The organism is bacterium (assembly GCA_018830565.1).
Taxonomy (GTDB): Bacteria; UBA9089; JAHJRX01; order JAHJRX01; family JAHJRX01; genus JAHJRX01.
Window position 1 is genome coordinate 1 of the sequence record JAHJRX010000017.1, and the last position, 22468, is coordinate 22468.

21 protein-coding genes are annotated in these 22468 nt (G+C 34.3%); 15 read left to right on the top strand and 6 right to left on the bottom strand.

The features are described from left to right. The 3 genes from KJ849_01115 to KJ849_01125 all read left to right on the top strand — a co-directional run. On the top strand, positions 1-3145 hold a 3145-nt coding region (locus KJ849_01115), incomplete at its 5' end, for a tetratricopeptide repeat protein (protein MBU2599173.1). 30 nt (positions 3146-3175) lie between these two features. Continuing rightward, entirely contained in the window at positions 3176-4324 is a 1149-nt protein-coding gene (gene neuC, locus KJ849_01120; protein ID MBU2599174.1) for a UDP-N-acetylglucosamine 2-epimerase (hydrolyzing), read from the top strand. Between the two features lie 174 nt (positions 4325-4498). Next, a complete protein-coding gene (locus KJ849_01125) occupies positions 4499-5128 on the top strand; it encodes an acetyltransferase (protein ID MBU2599175.1) in 630 nt (209 codons plus the stop codon). Between the two features lie 105 nt (positions 5129-5233). On the opposite strand, the gene KJ849_01130 is transcribed toward KJ849_01125, so the two are convergent. Beyond that, entirely contained in the window at positions 5234-6928 is a 1695-nt protein-coding gene (locus KJ849_01130; GenBank protein ID MBU2599176.1) for a formate--tetrahydrofolate ligase, read from the bottom strand. Positions 6929-7187: 259 nt separating this feature from the next. Between KJ849_01130 and KJ849_01135 the strand changes: the two genes are divergently transcribed. The 10 genes from KJ849_01135 to KJ849_01180 all read left to right on the top strand — a co-directional run bounded on the left by KJ849_01135 (position 7188) and on the right by KJ849_01180 (position 15465). Then, a complete protein-coding gene (locus KJ849_01135) occupies positions 7188-7943 on the top strand; it encodes a hypothetical protein (GenBank protein ID MBU2599177.1) in 756 nt (251 codons plus the stop codon). Continuing rightward, the gene (locus tag KJ849_01140; GenBank protein ID MBU2599178.1) at positions 7927-8499 is read left to right on the top strand and encodes a hypothetical protein; all 573 of its coding nucleotides are present in this window, start codon (positions 7927-7929) and stop codon (positions 8497-8499) included. The genes KJ849_01135 and KJ849_01140 overlap by 17 nt, the downstream gene beginning before the upstream one ends. A 92-nt stretch (positions 8500-8591) precedes the next feature. Further along, complete coding sequence (gene floA, locus KJ849_01145; protein MBU2599179.1) at positions 8592-9587, top strand: flotillin-like protein FloA; 996 nt, start codon at positions 8592-8594, stop codon at positions 9585-9587. Continuing rightward, entirely contained in the window at positions 9577-9735 is a 159-nt protein-coding gene (locus KJ849_01150; GenBank protein ID MBU2599180.1) for a hypothetical protein, read from the top strand. The genes floA and KJ849_01150 overlap by 11 nt, the downstream gene beginning before the upstream one ends. Continuing rightward, complete coding sequence (locus KJ849_01155) at positions 9671-10822, top strand: hypothetical protein (protein MBU2599181.1); 1152 nt, start codon at positions 9671-9673, stop codon at positions 10820-10822. The genes KJ849_01150 and KJ849_01155 overlap by 65 nt, the downstream gene beginning before the upstream one ends. A 115-nt stretch (positions 10823-10937) precedes the next feature. After that, entirely contained in the window at positions 10938-12158 is a 1221-nt protein-coding gene (locus tag KJ849_01160; GenBank protein ID MBU2599182.1) for a hypothetical protein, read from the top strand. Positions 12159-12160: 2 nt separating this feature from the next. Continuing rightward, the gene (locus KJ849_01165; GenBank protein MBU2599183.1) at positions 12161-13144 is read left to right on the top strand and encodes a methyltransferase domain-containing protein; all 984 of its coding nucleotides are present in this window, start codon (positions 12161-12163) and stop codon (positions 13142-13144) included. Next, the gene (locus KJ849_01170) at positions 13144-13644 is read left to right on the top strand and encodes a DUF2284 domain-containing protein (GenBank protein MBU2599184.1); all 501 of its coding nucleotides are present in this window, start codon (positions 13144-13146) and stop codon (positions 13642-13644) included. The genes KJ849_01165 and KJ849_01170 overlap by 1 nt, the downstream gene beginning before the upstream one ends. A 115-nt stretch (positions 13645-13759) precedes the next feature. Beyond that, entirely contained in the window at positions 13760-14233 is a 474-nt protein-coding gene (locus KJ849_01175; protein ID MBU2599185.1) for a CBS domain-containing protein, read from the top strand. Next, positions 14233-15465, top strand: coding sequence for a cation:proton antiporter (locus tag KJ849_01180; protein MBU2599186.1), 1233 nt, complete (start codon positions 14233-14235; stop codon positions 15463-15465). Before KJ849_01175 ends, KJ849_01180 begins: the two co-directional genes overlap by 1 nt. Positions 15466-15514: 49 nt before the next feature. Here KJ849_01180 and KJ849_01185 read toward each other — a convergent pair whose 3' ends face one another. The 3 genes from KJ849_01185 to KJ849_01195 all read right to left on the bottom strand — a co-directional run bounded on the left by KJ849_01185 (position 15515) and on the right by KJ849_01195 (position 17357). Beyond that, the gene (locus tag KJ849_01185; GenBank protein ID MBU2599187.1) at positions 15515-16039 is read right to left on the bottom strand and encodes an NUDIX domain-containing protein; all 525 of its coding nucleotides are present in this window, start codon (positions 16037-16039) and stop codon (positions 15515-15517) included. Beyond that, positions 16036-16611 (bottom strand): HAD-IA family hydrolase, encoded by a 576-nt coding sequence (locus KJ849_01190; GenBank protein ID MBU2599188.1) that lies wholly within the window; start codon positions 16609-16611, stop codon positions 16036-16038. The genes KJ849_01185 and KJ849_01190 overlap by 4 nt, the downstream gene beginning before the upstream one ends. Before the next feature lie 212 nt (positions 16612-16823). Next, a complete protein-coding gene (locus KJ849_01195; protein ID MBU2599189.1) occupies positions 16824-17357 on the bottom strand; it encodes a hypothetical protein in 534 nt (177 codons plus the stop codon). Between the two features lie 214 nt (positions 17358-17571). Here KJ849_01195 and KJ849_01200 point away from each other — a divergent pair, with 214 nt between their 5' ends. Together KJ849_01200 and KJ849_01205 are read left to right on the top strand one after the other, a co-directional pair. Then, a complete protein-coding gene (locus KJ849_01200; GenBank protein ID MBU2599190.1) occupies positions 17572-18081 on the top strand; it encodes a 4-vinyl reductase in 510 nt (169 codons plus the stop codon). A gap of 68 nt (positions 18082-18149) precedes the next feature. Next, positions 18150-19136: an HD-GYP domain-containing protein gene (locus tag KJ849_01205; protein ID MBU2599191.1), complete on the top strand. Its 987-nt coding sequence runs from the start codon at positions 18150-18152 to the stop codon at positions 19134-19136. Positions 19137-19179: 43 nt separating this feature from the next. Here the strand turns inward: KJ849_01205 and KJ849_01210 are convergent, their stop codons facing one another. Together KJ849_01210 and KJ849_01215 are read right to left on the bottom strand one after the other, a co-directional pair. Continuing rightward, positions 19180-21657 (bottom strand): DUF3536 domain-containing protein, encoded by a 2478-nt coding sequence (locus KJ849_01210; GenBank protein ID MBU2599192.1) that lies wholly within the window; start codon positions 21655-21657, stop codon positions 19180-19182. Between the two features lie 103 nt (positions 21658-21760). Further along, positions 21761-22267 (bottom strand): YfcE family phosphodiesterase, encoded by a 507-nt coding sequence (locus tag KJ849_01215; protein MBU2599193.1) that lies wholly within the window; start codon positions 22265-22267, stop codon positions 21761-21763. Positions 22268-22468 lie beyond the last annotated feature (201 nt).

The window sequence follows — 22468 nt, forward strand, 5'->3', positions numbered from 1 at the left end:
ACAAAAAGAAAAACTCTCGGCTCTCCTTCTTAAGAATAAAGAAGATATCTCTGTGCTTTGGGTAATAAGTAAACTAGCTTCCTGTGAAGATGAGTTTATGAAGCTTTCTTCATTGGCTATAGAGAGGGTAGAGGAAGATACAAGAGGAGGAAACGCTAGAATTTTATATAATTATGGAGTTGCCTATACTAAAAAAGGTCAGATAGAGAAAGGAGAAGAATGTTTTAGTAAAGCGATAAGAAGGTATTTAAATGATGTCTCTGCTTGGTATAGCTTGGGTATGATTTATCAAGATTCTGGGGAAGAAGAAAAAGCAGTAGGTTGCCTCAAGAAAGCTTTAGAGATAGACCCAGACTGTAGCATCATCTGGGCTAATTTAAGTTTAGTTCATAAAAGGAGAGATGAAGTAGAAGAAGAGATAGAGTGTTTAAAAAAAGCTTTGATTATTGATCCTGAAAATCCATTTTTTTGGCATAGCCTTGGAAAAAGTTACGAAAGATTAAATAGATATCAAGAAGCTGAAAAACACTATCAAGAAGCTTTAAGATTAGAGGAAAAGAATATTGAGATAATGTATAGTTTAGCTTCTATTTACCGAAAAACAGGAGATTACGAAAAAGAAAAGATACTTTTAGAAAAGATATTGTCAAAGGAACCAGACTGTAGCTTTGCTTGGTATGATATTGCCATGCTTTATAAAAGGGAGAATAGCATTGAGAGAGAGATAGGATGTTTAAAGTCAGTGATTAAATCAGAACCTGAATATGAAACTGCTTGGTATGAGATGGGGATAGCTTATGAAAAGGTAGGTAATGAAGAGTTTGCTTTTAGAAGTTATCGAGAAGCCATAAGAATAGATTCTTATTATGATGATGCCTGGTATAACTTAGGGGTTTTGTATGGCCAAAGAAAGGATGAATATAATGAAATGGAATGCTACCGAAAGTCGATTGAAACTAATCCTGAACAAAAAAAAGCCTGGTATAATTTAGGAGTAATTTACAAAAAGCAAGAGTTAATAGAAGAAGAGATAAAATGTTATGAGAAGGCGATTGAGATTGATTCTGACTACAAGAAAGCTTGGTTTAATTTAGGCATTGCTTACTATAAGGTAAAAAAGAATAGAGAAGCTATTAATGTATTTAGAAAAGTAATTTTTATAGATCCAAAATACATTGAAAGTTGGTATATCTTAGGAGTTGTTTATGATCAAGAAAAAGATTATGAAAATGCTACCTTTTGTTATGGTAAATGTTTAGAGCTTGATGTTAAACACTATAAAGCCTGGTATAAAATGGGTGTCATTTACGAAAGAGAAAATAAACTAATTCAAGCAGAAGAACGTTTCAGAAAGTGTTTAGAAATAAGGGCAGATTACGCTAATGGTTACTTTCATTTAGGACTAATTTACTATAGAAAAGATAAGTTAGATTTGGCGATAGATTATTTAAATAAGTGTATAAATACAAACCAAAGATATAAGAGCGCCTGGAGATGCTTAACTCAGATTTATAAAGAAAGAGGAGAGAAAAATCAAGAAGTAAAATGTTACTTAAAGCTGACTGAAATATTTAAAGATGATCCTGAAGATTGGTGTAACTTAGGTCTATGTCATAAGGAGGCAAGAAAGACTTCTGAAGCCATTATTTGTTTTAATAAAGCGGTAGAAGTTGACCCTAAGTGTATTTATGCTTATTATAATTTAGGTGTAATATTTGAAGAGCAGGGATTAGTCAATAAATCAATGGACTTGTATGAGAAGATAATAATTATGGATCCTGAATATGCACCAGCGTGGTATAGATTGGCTAATTTATATAATCTGGAAACTGAATTTGAAAAAAAGGAAAGTTGCCATAGGAAGTTGCTGACTTTTGATAAAGATAATCCTAAAACTTGGTATGATTTATCCTTACTTTATAAAGAGAAAAATGATTTAGACAAGGAGATTAAATGCTTAGAAAAAGTAGTAGCTCTAGACCCTGATTTTCAAATGGCTTGGTATAATTTAGGAATAGCTTTTGAAAAACGAGATACTGTCAATAGTTCTGAGGTTAAGAGCTCAAGAAAGGAAGTTTTAAGGGATAAAAATAGTGTCGTTAATTGGCTAAATTTAGCTTTAGCTTATAAAAAAGATAAGAATACAAGTCAAGAATTAGAATGCTTAAAAAGAGCTCTATCTATAGAGCCTCAAAATAAGGAAGCCTTAAAAAGAATAGGATTTACTTACCAGGAAAATGATAAGCTTGAAGAGGCCTTAAGTTGTTTTAAGAAAGCTTTAGAAATAATGAAGGATGATATAGAGATATTGCTTGGTCTGGGAGAAACTTATACTCACCTCCAAAACTATGAGCAGGCGATAAGTATTTATACTAAGACTATAACTATAGATCCTTTTAATCTAAAAACTTGGAAGGATTTAGGAAAGATTCATAAAGTCTTAGAAGATTACAAGCTATCTATAAAATGCTATACAAAGATAGTAGAGTTAGATGAAGAAAATATCGATGGCTGGTTAGATTTAGGAAAAGTATATCTTTTGGATAAAAACTTCGAGGAAGCTGTTAATTGCTATAAACATGTCTTATCTAAAAGAAAAGAAGATCTTGAAGCCTGGCAGAATTTAAGTTTTGCTTATCAGGAGAGTAAAAACCTTAAAGAAGCCGTTAGCTGTTTAAGAAAAATTATAGATATTGATCCAAATAATGAGAAAGCATGGTATGATTTATATAATTTATACCATGAAATAAAAGATTTTCAAAGTGAATATCAATGCTTAGAAAAATTAATAGAAATTTGTCCTACTAATATTGAAGCCTTATTAAGGTTAGCCCAATTGAACGAAGAGACTTTAGAGCTAAAGAAGAGTTTAGATTATTATAGAAAGGCCTTAGAAATTGATAAGGAAAGATTAGACATTTGGACTAGTTTAGTCAGATTATATAAGAAAAAGGAGAATAAGAGTAAGGTCATAGAATGTTACGAAAATATTATTGCTCTTAATTCTTGGGATATTAAGTCATTAATAGAGCTTGGCGAATTATACGAAGAGAAAAATTGGAAGAATAAAGCCAGAAAATGTTATCAAAAGGTGTTAGAGATAGACCCAGAAAATGCCAAAGCGAAAGAAGTTTTAAAATTGTAGCTAAGATGAGTTAATCGAATGGGGTAAGATATGAGAAGAATTGCTGTAGTCACTGGTACCAGAGCAGAATATGGACTCCTTTATCCTGTTATGAAGGCTATCGAACAGCAGCCTGATCTGGAATTATTGGTAGTAGTTACAGGGATGCACCTGGCCAAAGAGTTTGGATCTACCTATCAGGAGATAGAAAGAGATGGATTTAAGATTGAGGCCAAGGTAGATATGTTGCTCAGTAGCGATACTGGTGGGGCACAGGCCAAGTCCATTGGTTTGGGAATAATTGGACTGACCCAAGCCTTAGAGAGGCTTAGTCCAGATATTATCTTAATCTTAGGAGATCGAGGAGAGCCTTTTGCCGCCGCGGTAGCTGGTGTCCATCTGAACATCCCAGTGACTCATATCCATGGAGGAGACTCATCTTGGGGTGGATTCGATGAGTATATCCGCCATGCGATCACCAAATTAGCCCTTATCCATTTCCCTGCTACTAAAAAGAGTGCTCAAAGGATAAGGAGGTTAGGAGAAAATCCTCAGCATATCTATACTGTGGGGTCACCAGGTTTGGATACTATCCTCAGGTATGAGTTGATCCCCCATCAGGTGGTACTTGAGAGGTTTGGGCTTAATTTAGAACAGCCGATCTTACTGGTGGTCCAACATCCAGTAACTACCCAGATAGACGAGGCATCTTTCCAGATCCAAGAGACGATGGAGGCGATCAAGGAGTTAAAGTATGAGACAGTCCTTGTCTATCCTAATGCTGATGCCGGCAGTCGACGAATGATCGAGGTGATAGAAAGATATAGAGGATTACCTTATCTTAAAATTGAAAAGAACCTTTCTCACTTAGAGTATCTGAGTTTGATGAAGATCGCCAAGGTGCAAGTAGGGAATTCCTCCAGTGGGATCATTGAAGCCCCTTCCTTCTCCCTGGCCGTAGTGAATATCGGTTCTCGCCAGAAAGGGAGGGAAAGGGCAGAGAATGTGATCGATGTGTCCCATAAGAAGGATGAGATTGTCGAGGCAATAAGGTTTGCCTTATCTAATGAGGAGTTCAAGGAGCGGCTGGTAAGATGTAAGAATCCCTATGGTGACGGCAGGGCAGGGGAGAGGATTGCTGAGATCTTAAGAAGGATAGAGATCAATCCTGAGTTATTGAAGAAGAAGATTACCTATTAGAGAGAGCTATGATTTAGACAGTAAACCATAGATATCAGAAGCCAGAGATCAAATAATTATCTGAGGGTTTTATTATCTAGCTAATAAAAATCATAGCTAAGATCAGATTTTTTATCTGTCATCTGTTTTTTGTCAGATGTCAAACGTTATTGGATTTAGAAAGGAGGTTTTTGGATGGCTGAAAAGGTTATTATAATGGGAGCAGGTGGACATGGAAGGGTGGTGATAGATATCTTACGAGAGGGGAAGCAGTATGAAGTGGTTGGTTTCTTAGATAGTAACCCTAACCTCCAAGGGAGGGTGGTCGATGGACTGTCAGTCTTAGGAGACATCTCCTTGATACCAAAGTTATTAAAAGAGGGAGTAAGGGGTGGGATCATTGGGATTGGCGATAACAATGTCCGCCAGGGGTTCTTCGAAGACTTCAAAAAAGAAGGCTTGATCCTTATCAATGCTATCCATCCCAGTGCCGTAGTCTCTCGAACAGTCTATGTAGGTTGTGGGGTAGTCATCTCGGCTCGGGCAGTAGTTTGGACAGCTGCTCAGATTGGAGATAATTCCATCATCAATACTGGGGCGATTGTAGAACATGAGAACATCATAGAGGAGAATGTTCATCTGGCCTCAGGCGTTCAATTAGGAGGCAATGTCAAGGTAGGGAGGAATGCCTTCATTGGAGCAGGTTCAACTGTCATCCCTTACATCAAGATTGGCAAGGATGCGAAGGTAGGGGCTGGTTCAGTGGTGATTGAAGATATAGGAGAGGGGATAACAGTAGCCGGCGTACCGGCCAGAAAGATATAAAAAGACCTGGCAAAAAAATTCTTTCATTGGCTAGATAATAAAACCCTCAGATAATTAATTATCTGAGGGTTTACGGGATGAGATCTTTTTCTTGAGACCTTTTTCTTAAAACAAACCTAATACTTTTCCGTTTTCATCAAGATCTACTTTAGTTCCAGCTGGTATGGAAGGAAGACCAGGCATTGTTCTCATGGCGCCGCATAATGGATATAAAAAGCCGGCACCAACAGAAGCATTTATATCCCTAACAGGGAAGACAAAACCTTCTGGGCTACCCTTTAAATTAGGATCATGGGATAGAGATAAATGGGTCTTGGCCATACAGATAGGAAGCTTATCAAAACCTTGCTCTGTATACATCTTAATCTTTTTCTCCGCTAAAGGTTCATAATGGACAGAAGAAGCTCCATAAATCTTAGTGGCAATAATTTCTATCTTTTCTTTAATAGAAATATCTAATGGATATAAGAATTTAAAGTTGCTTTTCTTTTCAGCAGCAGCTACTACGGCATGAGCTAATTTTTCAGTTCCTTTACCACCTTCAGCCCAATGGTTACATGGTATAGCATCTTCAGCTCCTGCATTAATAGCGATCTTACGAATTAAAGCTACTTCTTTTTCTGTATCTGTTGAAAATAAATTAATCGCTACGATTACTGGAACTCCAAATAATTTCATATTTTTAATCTGTTTAATTAAGTTACAACAACCTCGTTCCAGGGCATCTAAGTTTTCTGAAGTAAGTTTTGGATCAAGTGGTTTTCCAGCTACCACGGTAAAATCACCACTATGCATCTTTAAAGCTCTGATAGTAGCTACCATTACCACTACATCTGGCGTAAGGCCAGAATAACGACATTTTATATCCATAAACTTTTCTGCTCCCATATCTGCTCCAAATCCACTCTCGGTGACACAATAATCAGCAACTTTAGTGGCTATTAGATCAGCTAAGATAGAACTATTCCCATGAGCAATATTAGCAAAGGGGCCAGCATGAACAATAGCTGGTGTTCCTTCTAAGGTTTGGAGAAGATTTGGCTTAATGGCATCTCTTAACAAGACGGTCATTGCTCCTGCTACTTGCAAATCTTCAGCAGTGATAGGTTTTCCAGCATAATTATTAGCGACGACTATTTTTCCTAATCTCTTTCTTAAGTCTTGAAGACTGGTTGTTAAGGCAATAATAGCCATAATTTCAGAAGCTACTGTAATGTCAAAACCTGTTTCTCGAGGAAGGCCATTATCTTTACCGCCCAATCCAATGATAATTTGCCTTAAAGTCCGATCGCTTATATCTACTACTCTTCTAAAGGTAATACTTGAAGGATCTATGTTTAAAGGATTTCCTTTGAGAATACTATTATCTAAAAAAGCTGCACATAAGTTATGGGCTGCGCCTATGGCATGAGTATCACCAGTAAGGTGTAAGTTAAAGTCTTCCATCGGGACAATCTGGGAATACCCACCACCAGCTGCTCCACCTTTAATACCAAAGACAGGACCTAAAGAAGGTTGCCTAATAGCAATAATAGCTTTTTTGCCGATCCGATTTAAACCCATACCAAGTCCTACGGTGGTAGTAGTCTTTCCTTCACCTAAGGGAGTAGGGGTAATCGCAGTAACATCTATATACTTCCCAGAAGGCTTATCTTTAAATTTTTCAATTACTTCTAAATTTATCTTAGCTTTGTATTTTCCGTATAATTCAAGGTCATCCTCGTTTAAGCCAATCTTTTCAGCAACTTGAGTAATGGGTAACATTTTACATTCTTGGGCTATTTCAATGTCACTCTTCATTTACTTCCTCCTTCTTATTTTATTTTAGAAATTTTTAGTAAAATAACATTAATCTATCTTAGTTGTCAAGAAATAAAAAGTATCTGAGATTATCTCAGATAAAGAATTGCTGCATACCAGATAAAGAATTGTTGCATACCAGATAAAAAGATTTGCAATTTACTGACTTTTAAGGCATACTTAATAAAATTACTCTAAAAAACTTAATTAAAGTTATTCTAATTAAAGTTACTCTAAAAAATTAGGCCTTACTTAATTAATGAAAAAATTTAATCTTTTCTTAGGTTTCTTTTTAATTAGCTTCTTCATTACTCTTAATAGTTTTCCTAATCTATCGCTGGCTAATTCTACCAAAGAGAACTTAGTTTATATCGTATCTATCGAAGGAACAATCGACTTAGGTCTTTCTCGTTTTATTAAGAGAGTTATTAAAGAGGCAGAACCAAAGGCAGTAGCAATTATCTTTGAAATTAATACTTTGGGAGGACAAGTAGACGCTGCTACTCAGATTAAAGATGTTATCTTAGATACTTCTTTACTAACCATAGCTTATGTTAACAAGAGAGCTATCTCGGCTGGAGCTTTAATTGCTTTGTCTGCCAGGAAGATTATTATGGCTCCTGGAAGTAGTATTGGTGCCGTAGAGCCACGACCAAGAGATGAGAAAAGTATCTCTTTTGTTAAGGCTGAAATGGTCTCCACCGCTTTAAAGACAGGTCGTCCTAAAGAACTGGCTGAAGCGATGGTAGATAAAAATATAGAGATAGAAGGCTTGGTAAAGAAAGGAGAATTATTAACTTTATCTTGGCAGGAAGCTTTAAATAGAAAATTTGCTGAAAGCGAAGCTTCAAATATGGAGGAAGTCTTAAGGCTACATAACTTGGAAAAAGCTAAAGTGATTAGAGTTAGCCCTACCTGGTCAGAAGATCTATTTAGGTTTTTAGTCCAGCCTATAGTCAGTTCTCTTCTTCTTTCTTTGGGGTTTATAGGACTTTTAGTTGAACTACGTTCCTAGTTGGGGTCTTGCTGGCATTATTGGTATTACTTGCTTAGCGCTCTTCTTTGGAAGCCATTTTATGGCCGGTTTAGCTGATTGGATCCATATCTTTCTCTTTATCTTTGGTTTAATCCTAATCATTGTTGAGGTCTTTCTTGTTCCAGGCTTTAGCATTACCGGGATAGGAGGAATTATTTGTCTAGCTTTAAGCCTGATCTTATCTTTTAAGGATTTAAAAGTAGCTACTTTTACTCTTTCTTTAACTTTTATCCTAACTATTGGCTTTTCTTTCCTTCTTTTTAAATACTTACCTAAAACTTATTCTTGGCAAAGATTGATCTTAAAACAAGATTTAAAAGAAGATCTTACTTTGGGTTTGAAAAGGTTTGAGAAATATTTAAATAAGGAAGGTTATGCCATAACTCCTTTACATCCATCAGGAATTTGTCTGGTGGAAGGTGAAAAGTTAGATGTCATTACCCAAGGAGGCTTTTTATCAGCTCAGACTAAGGTAAAGGTAGTCAAGACAGAAGGTTCTAAGATTGTCGTTACTAAGATTGAAGAAAAAGCCTAATAAACTTGCGATAAGGTAGAAAAATACCTGAAAGCTGATATTTGAGGCAGAAAAGGCCGTAAGTCTAATCTATTTATTGGAGGTAAAATTTTATGGAAGGATTTTTTCAGCTTCTTATTCCCATTACCATAGTAGCTTTTATTATCTTATTCTTTAGGTTTATTCCCGTTGGTCTTTGGATTTCGGCTGTAGCGGCTGGGGTTTATGTAAGTATAGTTAATTTAGTAGGTATGAAACTAAGGGGTGTTCCCCCTTCGGTGGTGATTAGAGCTAAGATTATGGCTGAGAAAGCAGGGTTACTAGTAGTCATTGATAAATTAGAAGCCCATTACTTAGCCGGAGGCAATGTCTTTAAGGTAGTAAGTGCTTTAATTGCGGCTCAAAAAGCAGGGATAAATTTAGTCTTTGAAAGAGCAACAGCTATTGATTTAGCAGGTCGGGAAGTTTTAGAAGCTGTTAAGATGAGTGTTAATCCCAAGGTAATTGATTGCCCTAAAGAAGGAATGATCTCAGCCGTAGCTATGAATGGTATTCAACTTAAAGTAAAAGCTCGGGTTACAGTGAGGGCTAACATTGAACGATTAGTAGGTGGCGCGGGTGAAGAAACCGTTATTGCTCGAGTAGGTGAAGGTATTATCTCTACTATTGGTTCTGCCCAAGACCATAAAAAAGTATTGGAAAACCCAGATACCATTTCTAAGACCGTCTTAGCTAAAGGATTAGACGCCGGGACAGCTTTTGAAATCTTATCTATTGATATTGCCGATGTAGATGTAGGTGAAAATATTGGGGCAAAATTACAATCAGATCAAGCTGAAGCAGATAAGAGAATTGCTCAAGCTAATGCAGAAAGTAAACGAGCTATGGCCGTGGCTTTAGAACAAGAGATGAAGGCTAAGGTTCAAGAGATGAAAGCTAAATTAGTCGAAGCAGAAGCAAAGATTCCTTTAGCAATGGCCGCGGCTTTGCAAGAAGGAAGATTAGGTGTCATGGACTATTATAATTTAACTAATATTAAGGCTGACACCACGATGCGCGAAGCGATTGCTAAACCTGAAATTTGCAAAGACGAAAGAGATGAAAGCTAAATTAGTCGAAGCAGAAGCAAAGATTTTCTTAGCAATGGCCATGGTTTTGCAACCTGAAATTTGCAAAGACGAAAGAAGAATAAATGGAAAATCTGCTCATTCTTTTATCATGGTTGGCATTATTGGTCTTTTTAGAAAGACTGGCTAAAAAAAGAGAAGTAAAGAGACCAGCCAAGCCATCAGAGGAAATTTCATCTAAAGAGACCTTAGATAAAGATCATAGACTACCAGAAATATCTGTGCCTTTAGAAGCCATAAAGAAAGAAGGCTTGATTAAAGAAGAAGGGCCTTTGTCAAATGTTTTGCCAAGGGAAGAGTCAAGGGAAGAGTGGTCAAGAGAGAGATTTAAACTTAGTGAAGCTAAAAAAGCAGTGATTTATTCGGAAATTTTTCTTCCTCCTCGTTGTAAAAGGCCTTTTCTCTTTAAAGGCTTGACTATTCTTATCATGATTGCTAACTTATCTATCTTAAATCTACATGCCGAGATAAAGAACGAAGATTTAAAGCTTAAAGAAGTAGAAACAAAGATAAAGAACGAAGATTTAAAGCTTAAAGTAGCAGAAGAGCCTAAAGTTTCAGGAACGTTGATCAAGAAAATTAAGGCGCCTGAAATTATTCCTGAAGGCATGGCTTTTGACGGTAAAGATTTATGGATCTTAGACTTAAACTTGTATGAAGATTTACAGCCTACTATTTATCAGTTAAGTCCAGAAGAAGGAAAAATTCTTTCTTATTTTTCTACTCCGGGGAAGCAGCCTCAAGGACTGGCTTTTGATGGTCATTACTTATGGAATATTGACTTAAATACGGAAAGCGATCTAGAAAAACCTATTGTTTATAAGATAAACTTAGATTTAAGGAACGCTACGGTAGCTTTTCCTCTTTCTGAACTTTCTCCTGAAAGTATGCCTACTGGAATTACCTGGGATGGTAAATATTTATGGTGTGCTGATTTTAATACTCATCAGATATTTAAGATAGATGTTCTGCGGGGAAAACTTCTTCATAAAATTAACGCTCCAGCCTCGTATCCTACCGGACTTGCTTTTAAGGATGGATTTCTTTGGGTCTCTTGTGTTTCTACGCAAAGAATTTATAAGATAGATCTTAAAGAAGGAAAAGAATTATATTCTTTTCCTCATCCTGGTCAATATCCTTATGGGTTGTGCTTTGAAGGTGAGTATTTATGGTCAGGAGATTACTTGGACTGCACTCTTTATAAGATGGTGCCGTGAGAAAGGTTATGGCTAATATCTTAATTGTAGATGATGATCTGAGCTTTTTGGTCATGAGAGGGGAGCTTTCGAGAGATGCTCCATAAGAAATTAAGAGAATATAAGGATTTAGAAAATGCCCGAGAAAGATGTTCTTTTTCAAAAGATTAAGAGAGACAATAATTTCAGAATTGCCGTAATCATTGTAGCTTATCTTTCCTGTATCCCTTTGTGGTATACAGGAAAGATCTCCACCTTAATACCGGCCACGGTAATTGCTTCTTTTTGTCTTCTTTCAATCATTATTATTTACTTTCTTTTAAGTAAAGGCAAAGCTAATTGCTATATGGATTATGGGGTTTCAACCTGTGATTTCTTTTTAATTACCGCGGTTATTTATTATACCGGAGGCATAGAAAGCCCTTTCTACTTAATCTATATTATTGCTATCTTAGTTGAGTGTTTAGATTTAACTACCAAGTTCCATATGGTTTATGACCTGGTAGTTTCCTTATTTTCCTATGCTTTTATTGTCTTATTTGCCCATTATCCTCACTTAGATAAAACCGTTATTTATCACTTGGTAGCCAGAGAAGCTTTTATTTTATTTATTGGTCTTTTAGCCCTTCAATACGCTAAGATCATCTTAGCTAATAGAGCTGAAATAGCCAGGTCTCATCAAGAAAAATTAGAAGCTATTCAAGAGTTAGCCGCAGGAGTGCTTCATGAAATTAAGAACCCCTTGACCGGGATAAGATTATTGACTCAAGTAGCTTGTCAAGAGTTTGACCAAGATGACCGGAGAAGAGAATACTTAGATGAAATCTTAAGAGAAGTAGAAAAATTAAATAAATTTTCAGTTAATTTTTTAAACTATTCTCATCCTTTTGCCTTAAAGCTAAGAAAGGTAGAATTAAGCTCTTTAATGGAAGAAACTTTGGAGGCTCTTTCTCCTAAGCTTAGCCACCAGATAGAGGTTTCTAAAGAGATGTTTCCTAACCTAGAGATTGTGGCCGATCAAGAAAAGATTAAGGAGCTCTTTTTTAATATTATTGATAACGCTATTGCCGCTACAGGAGAAGAAGGAAGGATAAGGATTCAAGTAAAGCCGATAAGTTTAGAGAGGGTGGGTATAGAGATTTCTGACACCGGTGGTGGAATTCCAGAGGAACATTTAGAGAAGATCTTTAAGCCTTTCTTTACCTTAAAAGAAGAAGGAACAGGTTTAGGACTTAGTCTTTGCCAAAGAATTGTTAATGCCCATCAAGGAAGGATAGAAGTAAAGAGTAAAGTAGGGAAGGGAACTACTTTCTTAATAAATTTACCGACTAATATGTCTAAAAGAAGTTTATCTTAAAGATGAAAGCCATTGATCTTATTAATTTATCTCGCTCTTACTGGGAATCTAAAGTCTTATTCGTCGCGGCTAATCTTAAGGTATTTACTCTCTTAGATCAAGAAAAGAAGAAAGCTAATGAAGTAGCTGCTTCTTTAAATTTAAATCCTTTAGCCATCGTCAGATTTTTAGAGGCCTTAGTTTCATTGAAGTTACTTAAGAAAGAAGGGGGTTATTATAAGAATACTAAGACTTCAAGCCTCTACTTAGTTGAAGGTAAAGATACTTATTTAGGGCATGCCTTCCATCACAGTGAGAATCTTTGGGAATATTGGGAAGCTCTTGGTAACTCGGTAAAACATGGAAAGCCAGTAGCTTTCAAGCTAACTAAAAAGACCTCATATCCTCATCGTCTCAAAGATTATCTCTATGCGATGGATGATTTAAGCTCTATTTTGGCCCAGGAAGTAGGTAGTTATCTTAAGATTTCTAACTATAAAGAGATGTTAGACTTAGGGGGAGGGGTAGGGTCATATGCTCTTAGCTTTGCTAAGATGAACCCTGATCTAAAGGTGACTATCTTTGAATTAAGAGACACCCTTAAGCATGCCAAGAAATTTATTCAAAGAGCTAAATTAAAGAGTCAAGTTAAGGCTATCGCTGGAAATTGCCTAGAAGAGTCATTAGGAAAAGATCAGTATGACCTTATTTTTATCTCTAATTTAGTCCATATCTATGATTTTCCCAGCAATCAAAAGATTATAGATAAAGCTTATCAAGCTTTAATTGAAGATGGAAAGATAGCTATCCATGGTTTTGCCTTAAATAATCACCAAACCACGCCGAAAGAAGCTACTTTATTTGACCTTAATATGCTGATAGGAACTATTTCAGGCCAAGTTTATCCTCAAGATGAGATTAAAAGGTGGCTTAAAGAGGTGGGTTTCAAACAAACAAGGTCTTATGGGACAGCTTTAAAGACTAAAGTTATTACTGCCATAAAGTAATGTTAGAAAGATTAGTGACCAAAGCTCTTGAATTAGGGGTTAAAGAAACTAAGATAATTTCTCCCCGCACCATAAAGGTAGCTTCCTGGGTAAGAATGAAGTGCCAATATGGATGTTATGGTTATAATCAATCTTTAACTTGTCCACCTTACTCTCCTACCCCAGAACAAACTAAAAAAACACTTTCTGATTATCAAAAAGCTATCTTAATTCATAGCCTTAAATGTAAGATTATCCAAGAAGCAGTGAGAATTTTAGAAAAAGAAGCTTATTATTTAGGCTTTTATAAAGCCCTGGGAATGGGTGCCGGTCCTTGTGAATTATGTCCCAAATGTTCTCTTAAGAATGCCTGCAAGTATCCTTCTTTAGCTCGTCCTTCTATGGAAGCTTGTGGTATTGATGTCTTTATTAGTGTTCGAAATAATGGTTTTCTTGTTGAAACTTTAAAAGAAGAAGATCAAGAAAAAGCTAATTACTTTGGGTTAATATTAATAACTTGAATCTTTAGCGCTTATTAATTCATTTGACATAAAGCAAGCTCAATAATTTTGTGCGGACTACAAAAGCTGTTTTTTTATCTTGAAACAAGTCTATAGAAGGAGGTATTTTAAATTTATGATTAAAAGAATAGATTTCAATGAGATTATGGAAAAATGTAAAGAATTAGGTCAAAAGAAAGTTAAAGAAATTATGAGTAAAGAGATAGTTACCGTTAAAGAGCATGGTCAATTTCTTGAATTCGCAACAGATATTGAGATGTATAATTATCTTTCTTTTCCAGTAGTAAATGAAGATGATGAAATTGTTGGTATTATTTCCCAGACAGATTTGTTGAAGCTTATTCTTTTTCATGGACCCACGAGGAATAAGCTATTAGTCGAAAAATATTTTTTAGGTGTGCCCAGTATCAAGTTAATAATGAATTTTCATCCTATTACTCTTTCTCCTGAAGATATAGTAGATGAAGCTGCTTACTTGATGTTTGAACATAAAATTCAAAGTATTCCTATCATTGAAAAGAAAAAAGTAGTGGGAGTAATAGGAAAGATAGATATTGTAAGCCAAATTTTACGCACGATGGGTTTATAATGATAGAGATAGTCTTTATCTTAGGAGTTGTATTAATCTTAATCAAGATAGTAGGGGAGTTTTTCGAGAGAATAAGCCTACCTTCTGTATTTGGAGAAATCATTTTAGGTATCATTCTGGGACCTTTATTGGGTTTCATTGTTCTTTCTTCAGCAAATGGTAGTTCTGGACATACTGCTCTGATAATTAAGCTTCTCGGTGAAATAGGAATTATCTTCTTGTTGTTCTCTATTGGGTTTGAGAAAGTGGAAATGGAAAGACTTATTGGTTCTGTTGCTAAATCTTCTTCTGTGGCAATAGTGGGAATGATATTTCCTTTTATAGCAGGATTTCTTATAGCTATTATCTTTTCAACTATCATCTTTCCTTCATCTCCAATTAAGGGTTCATTATTAATTGGTATGGCTGCCTCTACTACAAGTATTGGAATTAGCCTTCGAACATTGGTTGACATAAAGTATCTTTCTACTATGGCTGGTAGTACCATTCTTATCTCTTCTATATTGGATAGTTTTGTTAGTTTAATTATCTTATCGGTTGTGGTAGGAATTATCCAAACAGGCGATGTTTCTCTTTATCACATTATAGTAATCTTTTTTAAGATAGGTATATTTGCTTTATTGATATTCATAGCCCATAAATACATATTTCCTATACTTGCTCAATTAATAGATCGAACTTTAGTTGAAGAAGCAAATTTTGCTATTATTATAGGGATGCTCTTTATACTTTCTTATCTTACAGAGAGAATTGGATTAAGTACTATAGTTGGTTCTTTCTTGTTTGGTATGGCTATTTCTACCATCCCTAGGTTAAAAACAGAGACCATTACTTACCGAATAAGAGGAATTTCTAATGGGTTTTTCATTCCTTTCTTCTTTTTTAATGTTGGGCTTTTGTTTGATTTTAAGAATATTAGTGGTGTAGGTATGTTTGGGGTAGGACTTATTTTTTCGATTATCCTTAGTCAGATTATAGGTGGTTTCATAGGAGCAAAGATAGCTAAATTTAATTTCAGGGATTCATTAATTATTGGCACGGCTCTTATTCCCAGAAATGAGTTAACTTTAGTAGTTGCTTCTCTGGGTTTAAGTTGGAAAATATTGACCAAAGATATCTTTTCTGTAATGGTGCTTTTGGTGATAATCTCTATTCTTGTTACTCCATTAATGTTAAGGCTTGTGGTCGATAGGAAAAAGGGAACACTCAATGGAGTTATGAAAGAATATTGACACAAATGGTTTTTCTTAAATCAGGGCTATTCATGACAGTTTATTATCTTCAAATTAAGGTGCCAAGGCCACCAGTTTTACTCCATTTTAAATATCTTTGATATTCTTCTTCAAAATTAGGAGTAAAAATTTCTTTTTCTAAAAATAATCTTATTTCATCCTTGCCCCAAAATTTACCATCTTCAATCTCTTCTTGATCAACTTTAATCTTACCATCATAAATAACTTTATAGGTCCAAACCATCTCTGACTCAAGTTCATTTTGATGAATATAGTTATACATATAGACTAACTCTACCTCTTTAATCCCAAGTTCCTCGTGCATTTCCCTATAAGCTGCTTCTTCAAAAGTCTCTCCTATATTTAAATGCCCTCCTACTGAAGTATCCCATCTTCCTGGTTGAATATCTTTCTTTTTAGAACGCTTTTGAAGAAAAAGCTCTTTTTTGGAATTAAAGACTAAGACATGAGCCACTCTATGAATAAGATTAGGATCTCTATGACATTCTTTTCGAGAAGCTTTTCCTATGATATTTCCTTTCTTATCTACAACCTCAAAATATTCTTCTTTCAAAAAATTACTCCCAAAGCTTTGAGATCTTTTTCTAATTCTTCCTTAGACTTAAAATGAATTCCCGTGATCCCGATACTACCAGCTACTTCTACAAACTCTTTTATATCGTCAATGTAAATACACTCTTTGGGGTTTACCATAGCTTTGTTCACGGCTTCATAAAATATTCTCTTATCTGGCTTTCGATATCCTAACTGAAAAGACAAAATGTACTCTTCTGGAATCTTTAAAATCTCAAATTTTTGGCAGACCCAATTAAAATGAATTTCATTAGTGTTAGAAAGCAAATATATTTGATAATTCTTCTTTAAACTATTCATTAATTTATCTAAAAAAGGAATCTCAAAAAAGATATCTCCCCATATTCTTTTAAAATCTTCAAAATTTACTTCTAAACTTTTTATCTCGAGTCTTTTTAAGACTTCTTGATAAAACTCCCTTGAAGAAATCTTGCCTTCATCATAATCTTTCTCAAGACCAGTCACAAATATTCTTTGATAAATTTCTAAAGGAGAGTAAGGAGAAAAATTAGACAACCTTTTACAAGAATCCAGATGATTAAAATCTAACATTACTTTTCCTAAGTCAAATATTAAAAGCTTATAACTCATATAGTTTTGGTCATTGAGACTTGGAGTTTATCTGGATTTTGGAATTTGTGATTTGAAATTTTAACATTTTTTTGCAATCTCAATTTATTTAAGGATAGCAGGAAGAGGATAGTAGGAGAGGATAGTAAAAATATATAAGCAAGAATAAATTAGGATGGAATTAACATTTTGCTTTATTGATTTTCTTTTCTTAGCTTCTCTATCAATCTTACTATATCTTGCCCTGCTGATTTAGCTACCATACCACTGACAAAGATAAGCACCGAAAACTGCCAACAATCACTGGGACCCACAATTAACCCTGCTTTTACGTTTTCTTCTCTTTCTAATTTTTCCTTAAAAAACTCGATTGCTTTTTCTAAAGGATTTTCAAAGATGTCTAAAGTCGAGGTTTGGTTGTAAAACTTTAAAGAAGGAAAAGCAACTCCTCGAAATAAAAGAAAAGTACTTACCATGCTTTTATCAGCATGATAACTCTCTTCAAAATCAAACCCTTCAAAGATTGGATAATTTTTAGGTAAAATAATGGAAGGTTCATGAATCAAAACATTACCCTTTCTTATCACCGTATCTTTGGCGTTAATTTGAGATGGCGATAAAAGAATATAAGGAATATCCGTGGTTTTAAATGTCTGGAGAGGGCTTATTCTATATCTAATTATTTCAGTCTCTCTAATTGCTTTTTGCCAACTTTTTTCCAAGTCCATACAATCCTCTCTATTTACAACTTTATCATTAGTTTACTTTAAAATTAATTATTTTTCAATAACTTTTATCTTTTATCTTTAAATGACAGTCAAAAAATTGTCCTTGACAAGTAAGCCCACCTTAGATTAATTTAAAGAAAAGAAGTTAGATATGGTAGCATAAAATCCATAAAGACTAACCTTAAATTTAAACATATTAAGAAGGAGGAATATTATGGAATTTAAATTAACCTTTGAAAACTTAGGAAACATTGCGGAAGGAAGACCAACTTTAGGCACTGAGACACCAGTGCTTAACTATCGTATCTTACAGTTTAGCTTAAGAGAGGTAATCGAGTCAGAATTGGGTGAGGGAAAAGGAGCAGAATACCTTTACCGAGCAGGTAAACTTGCCGGAACGATGGTCTACCAAAAGTTTTTTGCTGATATAAAAGAGTTAGATGAGTTGATTAAAAAAGTTATTGATTTATTATATCAGCTTAAGATGTGCATTCTCAGGGTAGAAAAGTGTGAACCAAAAAAAGGTGTTTTTGTATTTACTGCTTTAGAAGATTTAGACTGTTCTGGGGTGCCAAAAATTGGTTGGCCTATCTGTCAATATGATGAAGGTTTTATCTCAGCTATTTTATCTATCTTTACTGGTAAAAATGTAGTCGTTAAAGAAGTTGATTGCTGGGCAACAGGAGAAAGATTTTGCCGCTTAGAAGCTAAGGTAGTGGAATAGTTTAAGCTATTTTGGCGAGATGAAGAATTCCCATCAATAAAAGATTTTTCGTAAACATCTGGTAATTCATGGAAGATAAGAATTTACAAATAAATATACTGGTAGAGAGCATAGAGAAAATTTTAAATGGGAATTATGATGTCATTATTGAAGTAGATCCTCAGAGTGAGTTTAAAGAATTAATTGAAAAGATTAACTTACTCTCTCAAGAGTTAAAATCTCTTTTTTTAGCTGGCAAGAAGATAGCCCAAGGTAATCTTCCCTTCCCGATAAAAGGGTCTTTTGGGATAGCAGCGGTATTAAAATCAATTCAGTCAAATTTAACTCATTTAGTTTGGCAAGTTAAGGAAGTAACCAAGGGAGATTTTTCTCAAAAAATAATCGCTCTGGGAAAAGTGTCTCAGGCTTTTAATAAAATGGTTGCTGTCTTAAAAAAAACTAAAACTACCCTTGAAAAAAATACCCAAAAATTAAAAGAAAAAAATATAGAACTTCAGCAATTAGTAATCAGCATTATTCAAGGATTATTTAAGATTATCGAAACTAAGGATAGCTATATAAAAATACATTCTATAAATGTAGCTAAATATGCTACGGTAATTGCTAAAGAGCTTGCCTTCTCGGAAGATGAAGTAGAATTAATAAGGATTGCTGGATATATGCATGACTTAGGAAAGATTGGAGTAAAAGGGAGTATTTTAAAAAAGCCTGGTAAGCTAACGACAAAAGAATATGAAGATATCAAAAAACATCCTTTAATTTCTGCAGATGTTCTTGGGCCGATAAAGGAATTTAACTCTATTATAGGTTCTGTTCGACATCATCATGAAAGATTTGATGGTAGTGGCTACCCAAGTGGTCTTAAAGGTAAAGGCATACCTATCGGGGCTAGGGTTTTAGCTATTGCCGATGCTTTTGATGATATGACTTCAGAAAGAACCTATCATGCAGCCCTTTCTAAAGAGAGAGCAGTGAAAGAGTTATTAGTTAATAAGGAAACTCAATTTGATCCAGAATTAGTAAATATATTTGTAAGAATAATAGCCAGCTCTTAGTTTTCAGCTTTTATGCTGATGGCTAAAAACTGACAATTTTGGCTTATCTTATTTTTTCTACATTAAATCCTATTAAATTAGCTAATTCCTTGAAGGTATCAATGATCGGCATTGACTTACCCTCGTGAGCTTTCTTACTAATTAATTCATAAATAAGATCTTCTATCTTATAATTCCAATTTACATCACCTAAGCTTTTTATAAATTCTACCATTTTTTTAGTTTGGCTTATATTCCTTAAAGTAAAGTCTTTCTTTAATTTAATTATTTTTTTCAAGACCAAGGGTTGTAACTTATCTTGAAAAGTATTATAATTTAAGGGTAAACTTAAGTCTTGACTTTCTTTAACCGTATCTTGGAGTTGAAAAAACAAACTTTCTTCAAAATTATTACCTAAGGAGTTAATCATCTTATTTGCCTTATAATTTAAAGAAGCTTCAAGCTCATTCTTAACATCTTTAGGAATAGAAACTTCTAATCTTCTTGCTTCCTTAGCTATAAATAAGTACTCTTCTAAGATATCTTCATAAAAGATTTCTAATTTATCCATCTCATTCTTTATTAACAGAGAAAAGACTTCTTCTCTTTGATCAATAAGGAGATCAGTTAAAGTATAATATCTTTTCTCAAATAAAGGAGTATAAATTTCTTTAAATCCATCTAATAGATCTTCATTTTTAGCTGAAATTACCTTACTTTTTAAAGTATGGTAATTTTCCTCATCTTTAATCTCTTTTACATAAACTTGAAAGATATAATCGGGAAGGTGAATGGCAAAAAATATAACTTTCTTAGTCTCAAAGATAATTCCATCGGTAATCTTTATTAACCCGATACTAATATTAGCTACCCCTAATTTTCTCTTAAAGAAATCGTTCCGATCAAGCTGGTAATGGTAAAAAGTATTAGATAAATTGGAATTAAATAAGAGCAAAATAACATATGAAGCTACCATTCTTTCTAATGTAACCTTAGAAGGAACGACCAACTTTTTGTAAATTTCTAAACCATCTTTATATAAAAAGAGGTTACTCTTAGCATTTTTGAGCAAAGCTAAGAATCTTTCTTCCAAGTCTGTTTTTCCTAACTCTTTAGCTAATTCCATAGCTTTAAGGCTGTATTTTAAATTTTGAATAGTCTCAATTCCTGATATGTCCGCAAAAAACCAACCACAACTGGTGTACATAAGCATAGCATTTCTTTGGATCTCTAATAATTTTAAGGCCTTAACTCTTTCTTTCTCAGAAAATTCTGATTTAAGATGTTTTTTTAGAAATTTAGAGATAGTAACTTTATTTCTGTTTAACATTACTCCAATATAGGCGTTTCTCGCTTCCCATATATCATGAAAGTAGAGACTACCTACTTCTTCATAAAATTTTGCCAATTCATCTCGAAGTATATCTAAAGCTTCTCTTAAGGGTTTACGCCACTGTTGATGCCAACCAGGGTTACCTCCCGTAGAGCATCCACAGTTAGAATTCCATCTTTCTACCCCGTGAAAACAACTCCAAGAACTCCCTTTCTTTTTTTCTCCTTCCTCAATCTCTACTTCAAATTCAGGTGGATAGAGGTTTAAAAAATGGCCATAATTTATTATCTGGATATGGTTTTTTGGTAATTCATAACTAACTAAGTAAGCTAAACATAGATCTCCAAAGACTTTATGATGGCCATAAGTTTCACCATCAGTAGCAATATGAAACAACTGATTATCTCCTTCCAAAGCAAAGCTTCTCTTTATCTTTTCTAAAAATAACTTAGCGCTTATTAATAAATCTTCAAAAGCCACGCTCTTAGCTACGTAACCATCATAAAAGAAGACATCTAAATGCCTTTCTTTTCTTTTGCCTGATGAATTTAAAAGTATTCGATAAGCCCTTTTTGGATCTATCTTTCCTTCCCTTGCATCTACCCATTCTTTCTTATTTAAAGGACGAATTCTTCTGGCTTGATAAGGAGATAAGACAATAAATTTTATCCCCTCTTCTACTAAAACATTGACTACTTCCATATTAACGGCTGTCTCTGGGAGCCACATCCCTTCAGGCATTCTTCCAAAACGATACTTAAAATCAACAATTCCCCATCTTATTTGAGTTACTTTATCTCTATGATTAGCTAAAGGAAGAATTATATGATTGTATGCCTGGCAGAGAGCATTACCATGACCATTATTTTTTTTAAGACTAATCCTATCACCTTCCAAGATTTTATGATATTCTTCCTTAAAATTTTTCTCTAAATATGAAAAAAGAGTAGGCCCAAAGTTAAAACTAAGATAAGAGTAGTTATTAACGATACTCAATATTTTACCTTTCTCATCTTTTATCTTAGCAAAGGAATTAGGCAGATAGCATTCATGGGTTATTCTTTCATTCCAATCGTGATAAGGAAAAGCACTTTTCTGAAGCTCTATGGACTCTGTCCAGGGATTTTCTCGGGGAGGTTGATAAAAATGTCCATGAATAACGGCATATAACTTTCTTTCTCTTGCTGACTTTTCCAAATGTTCCTTCACTCTTAACTCCTTTAATCTTTTACAAATTGTTCACTCATATAAAATCTTGTTTATCCTTCTTGTTTTCCCGCTTCACTAAAAAAAGCAGACTCTGTTCTTCATCTTACTTCTCTTTGTCCAAATAGACTATCTCGGCGTGATTATCTTGCGTGTTGTAGACACAAAAACTAGGCACTCCTTTCATACCCATCACTTCTCCAGGACAAATTAAATGCCTTTCTTCTTCCTTAATTAAATAAGGCTTATGAATATGTCCGTGGCAGACTAAATCGTACTCTTTTTTAGCAAATAAGCCTTCAGCTAATTTTTGATCATGTAAAAAAACTATTTTTTTTCCTTCTATTTCTATCTCTCCTAAATCTCCGTGTAAGATTATATTTTTTAAATTAGTATAAGTTAATTTGGTCATTAAATATCTATCTCCATCCCCGTTGCCAAATACTCCATGCACCGGTAAATTTAAACTTTCCAAATGAAAAAGCATAAAAGAAGCACAATAATCACCACAGTGAATTAAAATGGCTACCTCTTTTCTTTTTAAAAGCTCTTTTATTTTATCAAAGTTCCGTATATTATCATGAGTATCAGAAATAATGCCAATCTTCATCATCTCACCTCCAGTAATATTTTAACATATTTAGTCTTATCTGCCAATACATTTTCATTTGTGTGTAACAGCAAAATGAAAATGTCCTGTTTTCCGTTAAATAGAAATGTCCTATTTTGTATTAGATAAAAATGATCTTTTATATGGGTTTATTTTAAACTTCCTCCAAGGGTGATCCAATGGAAGAATATGCACCTTTCTTAT